Origin of the sequence: Flavobacterium rarum (SeqCode) (assembly GCF_965234445.1) — a bacterium.
GTDB lineage: Bacteria > Bacteroidota > Bacteroidia > Flavobacteriales > Flavobacteriaceae > Flavobacterium > Flavobacterium rarum.
Genome location: NZ_OZ248479.1, coordinates 699,014 through 711,442, shown reverse-complemented (window position 1 = coordinate 711,442; position 12,429 = coordinate 699,014). Strand labels below are relative to the sequence as shown.

Sequence of the window (12,429 nt, the reverse complement as noted above, 5' to 3'; positions counted from 1 at the left end):
TGTCCTTGATCTTTCCTCTATGCTTTATTTTCTATTTATTTACAAATTATCTATTTCTTCTTGAACAATTTCCCAATCCAAAAGAAGTTTATCTAACTCGGCTTTCTTTTTATTATAAGCCATAAAAAATTTAGCATCTTCTATATGCTTGTCGTAGTTAGATGCTAACATTTTGTCATCGTGTTGAATGTCTTTTTCCAATTGTTTTATTTGACTTTCAACTTTACTTAATTTATTTTGCAACGCTTTTCCTTTTTTCTGGTCTTCATAGGAAGCTTTGTTACTATCTTTTGGAGCTGTTGCTTTTAGGGCATCTTTTTTCTCAACTTCACGCATGTTTTCCATATTGCGTTGCTCCAAGAAATAATTAATATCTCCTAAATATTCTTTTATTTTTTGATCTTTGAATTCATATACCAAATTAGACATTCCTTGCAAGAAATCTCTATCATGAGAAACTAAAAGTAAGGTTCCACCAAATTTCTGCAAAGCGGCTTTCAATACATTCTTCGATTTTATATCCAAGTGATTGGTAGGCTCATCCATCAACAATACATTAATAGGTTGTAACAATAATTTACACAATGCCAATCGATTTCTTTCTCCCCCAGAAAGCACTTTTACCTTTTTTTCGACATCGTCACCACGAAACAAAAAAGAACCTAACATATCACGTACTTTCATACGATTGGTATCCATAGCCGCATCCTCCATGGTTTGCAATAATGTAATTTCACCATCAAGATATTCGGCTTGATTTTGAGCAAAATATCCCAATTGAACATTATGCCCTAACTTAATTGATCCTTGGTATTCGAACTCATCAACAATGGCTTTGATAAAAGTAGATTTTCCTTGTCCATTTTGACCAACAAAAGCAATTTTACTTCCGCGTTCCACCAATAAATTGATGTCTTTTAAAATGGTTTTATCACCATAACTTTTGGTAACATTCTCTGCCTCTACTACAACTCTTCCCGGTTCTTTTGAAACTGGAAAAGTAATATTCATAACAGAATTATCATCTTCATCGACTTCAATACGTTCTACTTTGTCTAATTTTTTGATTAACGATTGTGCCATTGAAGCTTTTGAAGCTTTGGCACGGAATTTTTCAATTAGTTTTTCCGTTTCTTCAATTTTTTTAGCTTGGTTTTTTTGAGTCGCTAATTGTTTTTCTCTAATTTCATGACGCAATTCAAGATATTGAGAATACGGTTTGTTAAAATCGTATGCTTTACCTAGTGAAATTTCAATAGTTCGATTGGTTACATTATCCAAAAACATTTTATCATGCGAAACAATTACAACAACTCCTGGATAATTTCTTAAAAAACTTTCCAACCAAATAATACTTTCAATATCCAAGTGATTCGTTGGTTCATCCAGCAACAAAACATCATTGGCTTGTAATAATAATTTGGCTAGCTCAATACGCATTCTCCATCCTCCAGAAAAAGTTTCTGTTTGATTGTCAAAAACTTCTCTTTTAAAACCTAAACCTAAAAGTATTTTTTCAGTATCACCAACGTAATTATATCCACCAAGTAATTCAAAACGATGCGTATAATCTGACAGGTCTTCTATGATTTGACTGTATTCATCACTTTCATAGTCAGTACGAGTAACTAACTGATGATTAATTTCAGCTAACTTATTTTCAACAATTTTAATATCCACAAAAGCTTCATAGGCTTCTTCAAGAACGGTTCTTCCTTGTTCAAAATCGATATCTTGACGTAAAAAACCCATTCGAACTTCTTTTTCTTGAGAAATAACTCCCGAATCAGGAGCAAAATCTTTGGCAAGTATTTTAAGCATAGTCGATTTACCTGCACCATTCTTTCCAACAAGACCAACACGGTCTCCTGCACCCAATCGAAAAGTAACTTCTTCAAACAAATAAGAACCACCAAACGAAACCGATAAATTGTGTATATTAAGCATTTATTATGATTTTATTCCTTTATGAAATTGTATTTTTGTTATTCTAAAAAAGGAAAAATTAAATTTTTTGCAAATGTTAAAAAAAGGATCCAAATTAAATAGCATTTTAACAGGAACTTGTCCTAAATGTCAGAATGAGAGTATGTATTTGGATAAAAACCCATTTCATTTGGGTTCAATTCTAAAAATGAATGAAAATTGCAGTCATTGTGGTTTGAAATACCAAATTGAACCTTCCTTTTTTTATGGAGCAATGTATGTAAGTTATGGTTTGAATGTAACCATAGGAATAGCAGCATTTATCGTTTCTTTTATTTTTTTACATACTAGTATAAAAACTTCATTTATAACTATAATCGCAACATTAATTGTGTTTTTCCCAATAGTTTTAAGATGGTCTAGAAATATATACATCAATATGTTTGTTTCTTATGACCCAAATAGCACAAAATAATATTAGCATTTAAATTAGTTGTTACAAAGAAAAAAAATTACTTTTTCTTTATATAAAATCTTTGAATATCAATTTCTGGATTCAATACAGTATCATTTTCTACATGATCAAATAATGCTTTAGCCATTGCAGGGCCTAGCATAACACCACGAGTTCCAAGACCATTAAGAATATGAATATTTTTAAACTCCTTATGTGTACCGACTAAAGGTCTTCTGTCCCTAACAGTTGGACGAACTCCGGCATAATGGTCTATAATTTCAAAATCACAAGAAATTATTTCTTGAATTCTTTCAATCAATTCTGTTCTTCCTTCTTGAGTAGGCAAATTGGTTTTGTCCTTCCAGTTGTATGTTGCACCTACTTTGAACAAATCATTTCCCAAAGGCAAAATAAAAACACTTGTATTAATTATCACATCTAATTTTAAAAGAGGAGCTTTAATGATAAACAATTCACCTTTGGTGCCATCCAAAGGGAGTTCTTCAAAAAACGGATTCCCATGCAAACCAAATCCTTCTGCAAACACAATATTTCTAGACTCAATTCCTTTGTAAGATACACTATCCGGATTAATGACTAAAGCATTATAATCAAACTTCTCTTTCTTTAAAATTTGATGAGACAATAAATACTCTTCATATTTAGTAACTAACAAAGCAGTATCAACATATCCAGTTTGTAATACTTCACCATATCCAAAAGGAGAATCTATTCCAACATACTCTTTAAAACACAATGTAGTAGATAAGAATGGTGCAAGTGCAATTTTATCGGATGAAGCAAACCAATTATTCTGTTCCTCAATAGAAAAGAATTTTCTTAAAATAGGTGTTTTAAAATCAAACTTGACATCAATCTTTTTATTAAGATTATAATAGAAAAGGGTCATTAAATCAAGTTGTTCTTTAGCTTTCCATACTTCACTAAATCTTTTTAAAATTACAGGATTGTACAAACCACCTGCGATTTTGGAAGAATTTTGAGAATCATCACTAAAAACAATGATCTTTTTTTCCGACAATAATGCAACTTCGGAAAAAGAAATACCAGCTAAACCTGAACCAACAATAATATAATCAATCATAACCTTCAAAAAAAAAATTAAATAAAACAAAAAACTCTTACTTATAAAAAGTAAGAGTCTCTGTTAATATATATTGGAGTATTAATAATTCCACATATCGTGTTCAAAATCACGAATTTTGCTTTTAATTCTTTCTGATTCTAATAATTGGTTTAAAGCATTTTCATTGACATATTGAGTAATTTGACGATCCCCATATACATTTTCTTCTTTGTAAATAGTACCACTAAATTGACGTGAATCTAAAATTCTATCAAAAGAAATTGGCATAGAAGAATTTTTTTCATTGAAAGCCAAATAACCATGCAAGTAATCACGAACTGAAGGATAAAATATCCAAAACAAATCTATATAATCTGGATTTTCATTACCAATTTCTCTAGCTTCAGGAGCAATTGGACAAATTCCTAGTAAACGGAATTTTAATTCACTTTGACGTTTGTCAAAATACCAATATCCTTTTAATCTATATCCAGTAATGTCTTGAGCAGACAATTCTCTTCTATTAATAAACTGAGGATCCAAGACTTGAGCAGCAGCAGCAGGAACAACTACTTGTGTTCTTTTTCCTTTGACAGTTTTGTAAGTAACAGTTTCTTTTGGAAAATAAGCAGCTCTATTAGCATTGATAATCTCTTTACCAGCATCAGTAGTATCAATATAAGTAAAAGAACTACTCATATCTTTAAAAGTTTTTTTGGTATTAAAATAATCATCCGCATAGACTTCAGTAATTTTATTTGTTTTAATCCCTTTAATTAAGACATCAAACAATGACCTTCTATCTTTACCTATATTAGTAGAATCTACGGGAAAGTAAAGAGGAAAATTGAAACGTTCGCTCAAATCTACTATCTCCCAAGTTGTTTTTCCCATTAATATATCTCTATCATCTACATAACCATAAGCTAAAGGCTTATCATTATCAAGAGACACTTGAGATTTAGTTTTAATACCTATTTGCTCAGGTGTTTTTGCATTAAGCAAATTGGATTGTGCAAATGAAGCTAAACTTCCCGCAACCAATGCAATAACTACAACTAAATTTTTAGTCTTCATCTTTAATTAATTATTAAGTAATTTAAGTAGGTAAAATGTAACTTAAATATTATTGTATTTCGTAAATAACTGGAGCTGTTCTTGAAAGCATAATATCAGAACCAACTAACTTAGTTTTAATATCAGAAATAGTAACTTGATCACCTCTTGTTGCTCTAGCTAAAGCAGTTTTACATTGCGCATTAACTCTATCACCAGAAACAATAACAGCAGCTTGTCCAGCAACTTTTAAAGTAAATCCAACAACATTTAATTGTACATTGAAATCAAAATCAGGTAATTTTGCAGTAACTTGAGAAACCTCTAAACGAGACTTTGCTCCTTTAACATTACCCATTTCGCCACCTATAGCTCCCACTGGAGGTGGAATACCTTTAATTCTAAATGTTTTTTTATCAGAAACTTTAGATCCATCAGGAAGCGTACCAGTAACATTGATAACCACTTCAGATCCTTGACCTGGATTCATATTATAAGAACCTGCTTTTCCAGCAGAGCTTAAACCTGGAGCAGAAGCACTAACTTTGTTTGAAGATATCCCAGCAAAAGTTATTGTCATAGGATTAATTACTCCTCTATAAACTACATTCATTTTGTCTGCAGAAATAGTAGCAGAATTAGGTTTAGGAACAACCACATATTTACCTTCAAATTTCAAAGGAATAGTTTTTCCGTCTTCCAAGAATGTAAATTGACCATTAATGTTTTGTTCACCAACACCACCAGCTGTTAGAGAAATAACGGCTTGACCATTTTCCAATTTACCTGGACCTTGGAAAGATGTTGGTTTAGTGTTTTCGTCATAACGACCTAAAACTACTTTACCTTTTACATTTTCACCTTGAAAATATGCGTTTTTCTCTAAAACAACAATTGCTTGATAGTTACTATAAGAAGCAGCTTCAACAGCAGCTTTACCTAAGGCAGAATTGTAAACATCAGCTTCTGCTTTTTTAACATCATTTTGCCAAGCAGAAAGTTTAGCCACAGAAGCTACTGCAGGAAAACCTTTAAAGTGATAAGACAAATACTTAATTTTGTTTCCGTCTTTATCTTTAACATCTGCAACACTAAATTTACTTTCAACTTCTCTAACTATTGCAGCATACTTTTTGTCAGTTCCTAAAGCCACTTTCATATCAGCTTTATACTTTTCAATTTTTGCAATAATTTCACTACCTTTTTTAGTATAACCTTCACCTATGAACCAGTTGTCAATATTGTCACCTTTATCCATATTCTCGTAAGGTAATTTACCAGTTTCATCGTCTACAATAAAACCCTTAAGAACATCAGTTTTCAAAGTGGCAACATAGGCGTCGAACTCTTTAGTAATAACTTCAACTTTGTGAGCTGTTGCTGCTGCTGCAACGAAATCACCTTTAGCTTCAGCTGCCTTAGTATCTAAGGACATTAATAAAGATTGATTGGTTTGTGTAGAAGCAGCATTAGCGCTTTCAAATTTTTCATTCATTAATCCGAAAGCAGATAAAACTTCTTTGGACATATTCATTGCTAACATTGCGATGAAAACCAGATACATCAGGTTAATCATCTTCTGTCTAGGGGTTAATTTTCCTCCTGCCATTTTTTCTAAATAATTAGTTTAATTAATAATAATTTTAGTCTAAAACTAATTATCCTTTATTGTTCATTGCAGAAAGCATACCTCCATAAACATTGTTTAAAGAAGCAATGTTTGCAGTCATTGAAGCCATTTGCTCTTTCAATTTACTTGCATTTTCAGCGATTTCTTGATTAGCTTGAGCATTTCTAGAAGCACTTTCTAATTGTACTTTATACAAACTATTTAAAGACTCCATTTGTGCAGCTGCCATAGACAATTCTTCACTGTATTTTTTTGTTGCAGAAATAGAATCAACCGTTGGAGATATATTTCTCGAAGCATCTTCAAAGTTTCTGATACTAGTACCAAGACTAGACATTAATTCACCGTCAATTTTTGCTTCTTTAAGCATAGCATCTAATTTTGATGACAACATTCCGTCTGCATCATCAGAAACAACTTCTTTTACAGCTGCTTTTTCTCCTCCTACTAATTCAGGATAAACTAACGACCAATCTAATTCTTCATCTACAGGCTCGAAAGCGGAAAGTGCAAAAATAAATGCTTCAGTTAGCAATCCGATTGAAAGCATTAAGGTTCCAGTTAATGGTCCAATCTCAAAGTGAGTAATTTTAAATAACGCTCCAATAATCACTACTGCCGCACCCATACCATATGCGAAATTCATTGTTTTTTTGCTCAATATTGCCATCTTTGTAATTTTTTTTTAGTTAATTTATTAGGTTTATTTAAATTGATTTAGTTTATTTTTTACCGTTACCAGTTGTTTGGGTTCCCATGTAATCCTGAACTGTTCTGAATCCAATGTAACTTCTTGCAGAATCTGAATACTCAAAAGCACGAGTACCTACTTGAAGGAAATACGCTACGTCTTTCCAAGACCCACCTCTTACAACTTTACGTTTGTTTGAATTATCAATAACCGCAGGATTCATTGTAGAAACAAAATCATAAGAATTAGCATCATAAGCTGAATCTGTCCATTCTGATACATTACCTGCCATATTGTATAAGTTGTATCCGTTAGTTTCATAAGATTTAGCCTCTACAGTATACAATGCTTGATCTGCAGCATAATCACCTCTGTTGGGTTTGAAGTTTGCTAAGAAACAACCTCTATCACTTTTAGTATAAGGTCCTCCCCAAGGAAAAGTTGCAGACTCTAAACCACCTCTAGCAGCGTATTCCCACTCTGCTTCGGAAGGTAATCTAAAAGCATTCACATTATCAACATGATTCTTTTTAGATTTTATATAACTATTTTTATTCAAAGTTCTCCATTCGCAGAATGCTTTGGCTTGACTCCAAGTAACACCTACAACTGGATATTCCCCATAAGCTTTGTGCCAAAAATAATCATTATGCATTGGCTCATTATACGAATATGCAAAATCTTTTATCCATACAGTTGTATCTGGATAAACCTTAACTTCTTCAGTACGAATGAAGTCTTGTCTTTTACCAACTTTGGCTTTAGCAGCAGCTTGAATATCCATCCATGTATAACGGAATTTCAATTTGTTTACGTCCATAGTTCTCAACCCATTGTATGATGCTTCTAATGGCAAATACATTGAATCCATTACTTCTGTATAAAACTCATCTGGATATTTTTTGGTATCCTTAACTAGCTTTGCTTTTCTATTTAATCTTTTGTATGCATTAGGATCTTTGTCAGTACCAATACTATAATAGTTATCATACATGTATTTATCGTAAGCAGTCATTTTTTCCGGATCAGAATTCTTAAAAGTATAATCAGCTATACTTCCTGAATTTTTGGATTTCCCTTTTCCATCACTTGCAACACCTTGACCGCTATCTTCTGCCAAAATTGCTAAACGAAAACGAATAGTTGAATCTTTTACCCATTCAACAAATTGACGGTATTCGCTATTTGTAATCTCTGTTTCGTCCATATAAAAAGACCTAACAGTTACTGTTTTTGTAGGCGCATCACCAATATTGGCCAAATCATCATCTGATTTCCCCATTATATATGATCCCCCGGGAACCAATGTCATTCCATAAGGTTTTTCTGGATGCCATTTTGCTCCTTTTACACCAACCAACTCACCTTTGTCGCTTGATCTACCACAGCTAATCAACACTGTTAAAATTGCCGTTATCGCAATGAAATTCTTCATAAAAATTGGGGTTATCTATTCATTATTATTCAGACCACAAAACTATTTATTTTTTATATACAAAACAATACTTTTATAGCCCTTAATTATTTGGTCAAATGTATATTAAAAAAATTTAAAAAAAAATAATTTACCGATAAAGAGGCGAAATTATACGACAAAAAACAGATTTTTAAAATATTTGTAAGTATATCGGAAATAATATTAAAATTTTCATAAAATTAACAAATTTAATGAATAATAATCAAGTTACTGAAAGACAATTGTTTCTAAATCACGTTCTTTCTTTGCACTTTCCACCATCTTTCAGGCATCTCTTGATTACAAGCAGCTAAATATTCTTCATACGAACACGGTAATAACGTATTTTTCTTCAACTTATTGTTGAAACTCGAAATAAATGGTATTTCTATCCACCATCTTTCTGTTTTATCACTTTTATAAAAAACAAGATCCTCTTCTTCTAAAGGAACTATGTATTTTAAATAATTTTCTCTACTCCCAAAAGGGTATTCATTTGATCTATAATGAAACCCTTCTATAAAATACCAAATTAATTGAGAAACTATAACTGCCTCTTGTTTAGAATTATTGTGATTAAAAATTCCAAATGAACTTACTTTATCACTTATTCCTGCATACCTAGCTAATGAACAAATTTCTTTACCATTAAATCCATTGGGCTGAAAATCTACAAAATTTCCAGAATCTGAAGATTTAATTGCATTTAAATCTAAACTAACAACATCTGCATCTCTAAAAACCGGTTCAGTAATTGAAATATTGTTTGAAACTTCTCCCAATCGATAAGCATCAAAAAATAATTTTTCAATCAAATCGATCTCTTCCTGAGCATTATAATAGGTTTGAAAACCAATATTACAAAAATTAAATAGATTATTAGGCTCATCTATAATAATCTTTGTCAAAAAAGAACCAGCGCTAATTGATTCGTTTTCTTTACCAAAATCAAACTTGTTATCAATTGCTACCAAATTGACCATTTGTTCCAAATCATCGTAAGCCCTATAAAGCGCATAAGTCAAATCTTGAGAACCCCCAATAACTATTGGTATTATTTTTCTTTTTATTAAACTTGAAGCTATTTTTTTTAAAGCAAAAAAAGTATCTTCTTTTGTGTTTCCAGATAGAATATCTCCTAAATCTGCAATTGATGCATTCCAATTTCCAGGAAACATACCGTAAAATTCTTCTCGGATAGCCTTAAGATCTACTTTATTAACATTAGTAGCACTTCCCCTATTTTCAATAACACCTATTATGGCAATGTCAATTTTATCTAAATTTGGAAATTCCTCGCTTGTATGCAATACCAGCTTACTACCCAAATGTTGAGAAGACAAGCCTGAAATATAATCGATAAATTCTTTATTTAAGGGTTCCAAAAAATCAAACTCCATTTTTTACTTTTTTTTCCTACTCCTCCAGATTGAATCGGGACCTCCGCAAAAAGGCAAGGAAGAGCAATCGGAATTAGACTATTTCTTTTTAGCTACAACTTTTTTAACTGCTGGTTTCTTAGTAGCAACCGCTTTTTTAGTAGTTGCTTTTTTTGCTGCTACTTTTTTGACTGGAGTTTTCTTGGCAATCATTTCTTGTACTTCTGCCAAAGTCAATTTTGAAGCATCTACATCTTTGCTTAACTCAATTTTAATTTTCCCTTTGGTTATAACAGAACGACCCCAACGTGCTTTTTCGACCAATATTCCTTCTTCAACCCAGTTATGCAAAACTTTATCAATGTTTTTCTGCAACTTGTCTTCAATTAAAGCTTCAACATCTGATTGTGATAAATTATCAAAATCATATTTTTTGCTTACGTTAATGAAAATTCCGTTCCATTTGATAAATGGTCCAAAACGACCTGTTCCTTTTTGAACACCTTCTCCTTTATATATAGCAATTGGAGCATCTGCAATCGCTTTTTCATCAATTAACACTTGAGCTCTTTCTATTGAGACATCCAAAGGATCTTCTCCTCTTGGTAAAGAAATAAATACAGCACCATGACGAACATAAGGACCATAACGACCATTACTTACCTCAACTTCTTCTCCATTATATATACCCAAATTTTTTGGAAGTAAAAATAATTTCAGCGTTTCTTCTAAAGTAATATTCCCAATGTTTTGTTCGGACATTAAACTCGCGAATTTCTTCTCTTCGTCATCTGCAGCACCAATCTGAGCCATTGGCCCAAATTTTCCTAAACGAACCGATACTGGTTTTCCAGAAACAGGATCAGTTCCCAAAATTCGTTCTCCACTCTCTCTTTCTGCATTTAACTCTACATCTTTTACCGTAGGATGAAATTGATCGTAGAACTCCTGCATCATCTTTGTCCACTCAATATTTCCTTCGGCTATTTCATCAAAATCTTGTTCAACTTTTGCCGTAAAATTATAATCTAAGATATTTCCAAAATTTTTAACTAAGAAATCCGTAACAATTGTACCAATATCTGTTGGTACTAATTTTCCTTTATCAGAACCTGTGTTTTCTTTAAGTAACTTCTCTCCTACTTTACCAGATTGCAAAATAAGTTGTGTATAATTTCTCTCTTGACCGTCTAGATTTCCTTTTTCGACATAATTTCTATTGATAATAGTAGAAATCGTTGGTGCATAAGTAGAAGGACGACCAATACCTAATTCTTCTAATTTTTTCACTAAAGAAGCTTCTGTATATCTTGCCGCAGCACGTGAATATCTTTCGGTTGCTGTAATAAAATTATTTTGCAGCTTTTCATTCACTTTCATGGCAGGCAACATTCCTTCTTGCTCTTCTTCATCATCATCGTGACCTTCCAGATAGACCTTTAAAAACCCTTCGAAAAGTAATACTTCTCCAGAAGCTGTAAAAACTTCTCCATGATTATTGGCTTCAATTTTTACATTAGTACGCTCTAATTTGGCATCACTCATTTGAGAAGCAAGAGTTCTTTTCCAAATTAAATCATACAATCTAGCTTGATCCCTGTCGATATCTACGGTATGGCGTGACATATCGGTTGGACGAATAGCTTCGTGAGCTTCTTGAGCTCCTTTGCTTTTATTGACAAAAGTTCTAGGATATGAAAATTCCTTTCCATAAGATTTAACAATCTCTGCTTGTGCAGCATCCATAGCGTCTTTTGACAAATTTACACTATCCGTTCTCATATAAGTAATAAGTCCAGCTTCGTATAAGCGTTGTGCTAATTGCATTGTGATTCCAACTGGCAAATACAATTTCCTAGCGGCTTCTTGTTGCAATGTCGAAGTTGTAAATGGCCCAGTAGGTGATTTTTTGGTAGGTTTAGTTTCTAAATCTGCTACCTTATAAATAGAGCCAATATTATTATTTAAAAAATCTTCGGCTTCTTTTTTTGTATTGAAATTTTTAGGAAGTTTTGCTTTGAAAGTTTTTCCAGATTCATTTGTAAACTCAGCAACAACAGAATAAGTTGCAATTGCATTAAAGTTTTGAATTTCGCGTTCTCTTTCAACAATTAAACGAACCGAAACCGATTGCACACGACCTGCAGACAATCCGCCTTTTATTTTTCTCCAAAGAACAGGTGATAATTCATAACCAACTAATCGATCTAAAACACGACGAGCTTGTTGCGCATTTACTAAATTATAATCAATTTCACGGGGATTATCAATTGCTTTAAGAATAGCTGTTTTTGTAATTTCGTGAAAAACAATACGTTTTGTTTTTTCTTTTTTTAATTTAAGCTCTTCGGCAAGATGCCAAGAAATAGCTTCACCCTCGCGATCCTCATCACTTGCTAACCAAACCATATCGGCATTTTTGGCTAAAGTTTTTAATTTGGATACTAAAGCTTTTTTATCGGATGAAACTTCGTATTTGGGTTTAAACCCATTTTCTACATCTACACCTATTTCTTTTGAAGGTAAGTCAGCAATATGTCCATAACTTGACTCTACTTGATACTCACTTCCTAGAAATTTTTCGATTGTTTTTGCCTTTGCTGGGGACTCAACTATCACTAAATTCTTTGCCATGTTGCTTTTGTTTGAAACGCAAAAGTAATTTTTTTTTTTAAATATCAGCCTTTCATTGATTTTAAAAACACTTTATATCGGTAAACGGACTTTTCTAAAAGCATAAGTATGAA

9 protein-coding genes are annotated in these 12,429 nt (G+C 32.2%); 1 reads left to right on the top strand and 8 read right to left on the bottom strand.

From position 1 onward, the window contains the following. Positions 1 to 39: 39 nt before the first annotated feature. Positions 40 to 1,947 (bottom strand): ABC-F family ATP-binding cassette domain-containing protein, encoded by a 1,908-nt coding sequence (locus AC8GF4_RS02930; protein ID WP_506592624.1) that lies wholly within the window; start codon positions 1,945 to 1,947, stop codon positions 40 to 42. Between the two features lie 73 nt (positions 1,948 to 2,020). Here AC8GF4_RS02930 and AC8GF4_RS02925 point away from each other — a divergent pair, with 73 nt between their 5' ends. Further along, the gene (locus AC8GF4_RS02925; RefSeq protein WP_506592623.1) at positions 2,021 to 2,401 is read left to right on the top strand and encodes a DUF983 domain-containing protein; all 381 of its coding nucleotides are present in this window, start codon (positions 2,021 to 2,023) and stop codon (positions 2,399 to 2,401) included. A 37-nt stretch (positions 2,402 to 2,438) separates the two neighbouring features. Here AC8GF4_RS02925 and AC8GF4_RS02920 read toward each other — a convergent pair whose 3' ends face one another. The 7 genes from AC8GF4_RS02920 to topA all read right to left on the bottom strand — a co-directional run bounded on the left by AC8GF4_RS02920 (position 2,439) and on the right by topA (position 12,316). Further along, a complete protein-coding gene (locus AC8GF4_RS02920; RefSeq protein WP_506592622.1) occupies positions 2,439 to 3,488 on the bottom strand; it encodes an NAD(P)/FAD-dependent oxidoreductase in 1,050 nt (349 codons plus the stop codon). 81 nt (positions 3,489 to 3,569) lie between these two features. Further along, a complete protein-coding gene (gene porN, locus AC8GF4_RS02915; protein WP_506592621.1) occupies positions 3,570 to 4,547 on the bottom strand; it encodes a type IX secretion system ring subunit PorN/GldN in 978 nt (325 codons plus the stop codon). Between the two features lie 49 nt (positions 4,548 to 4,596). Further along, a complete protein-coding gene (gene porM, locus AC8GF4_RS02910; RefSeq protein ID WP_506592619.1) occupies positions 4,597 to 6,135 on the bottom strand; it encodes a type IX secretion system motor protein PorM/GldM in 1,539 nt (512 codons plus the stop codon). A 49-nt stretch (positions 6,136 to 6,184) separates the two neighbouring features. After that, positions 6,185 to 6,826 carry a type IX secretion system motor protein PorL/GldL gene (porL, locus tag AC8GF4_RS02905; RefSeq protein WP_506592617.1) on the bottom strand — a complete coding sequence of 214 codons (642 nt, stop codon included), beginning with the start codon at positions 6,824 to 6,826 and terminating at the stop codon, positions 6,185 to 6,187. Positions 6,827 to 6,878: 52 nt separating this feature from the next. Beyond that, a complete protein-coding gene (gene porK / locus AC8GF4_RS02900; protein ID WP_506592615.1) occupies positions 6,879 to 8,282 on the bottom strand; it encodes a T9SS ring complex lipoprotein PorK/GldK in 1,404 nt (467 codons plus the stop codon). A 269-nt stretch (positions 8,283 to 8,551) separates the two neighbouring features. Further along, entirely contained in the window at positions 8,552 to 9,703 is a 1,152-nt protein-coding gene (locus AC8GF4_RS02895) for a formimidoylglutamase (RefSeq protein WP_506592613.1), read from the bottom strand. A 78-nt stretch (positions 9,704 to 9,781) separates the two neighbouring features. Beyond that, on the bottom strand, positions 9,782 to 12,316 hold the full coding sequence (gene topA, locus AC8GF4_RS02890; protein ID WP_506592611.1) for a type I DNA topoisomerase: 2,535 nt from the start codon (positions 12,314 to 12,316) through the stop codon (positions 9,782 to 9,784). Between the last annotated feature and the right edge of the window lie 113 nt (positions 12,317 to 12,429).

What these genes read in the sequence shown, in the direction of transcription:
- AC8GF4_RS02920 (WP_506592622.1), bottom strand. Translation starts at nt 3,488, where the DNA reads ATGATTGATTATATTATTGTTGGTTCAGGTTTAGCTGGTATTTCTTTT.
- topA (WP_506592611.1), bottom strand. Translation starts at nt 12,316, where the DNA reads ATGGCAAAGAATTTAGTGATAGTTGAGTCCCCAGCAAAGGCAAAAACA.
- porN (WP_506592621.1), bottom strand. Translation starts at nt 4,547, where the DNA reads ATGAAGACTAAAAATTTAGTTGTAGTTATTGCATTGGTTGCGGGAAGT.
- porL (WP_506592617.1), bottom strand. Translation starts at nt 6,826, where the DNA reads ATGGCAATATTGAGCAAAAAAACAATGAATTTCGCATATGGTATGGGT.
- porM (WP_506592619.1), bottom strand. Translation starts at nt 6,135, where the DNA reads ATGGCAGGAGGAAAATTAACCCCTAGACAGAAGATGATTAACCTGATG.
- porK (WP_506592615.1), bottom strand. Translation starts at nt 8,282, where the DNA reads ATGAAGAATTTCATTGCGATAACGGCAATTTTAACAGTGTTGATTAGC.
- AC8GF4_RS02930 (WP_506592624.1), bottom strand. Translation starts at nt 1,947, where the DNA reads ATGCTTAATATACACAATTTATCGGTTTCGTTTGGTGGTTCTTATTTG.
- AC8GF4_RS02895 (WP_506592613.1), bottom strand. Translation starts at nt 9,703, where the DNA reads ATGGAGTTTGATTTTTTGGAACCCTTAAATAAAGAATTTATCGATTAT.
- AC8GF4_RS02925 (WP_506592623.1), top strand. Translation starts at nt 2,021, where the DNA reads ATGTTAAAAAAAGGATCCAAATTAAATAGCATTTTAACAGGAACTTGT.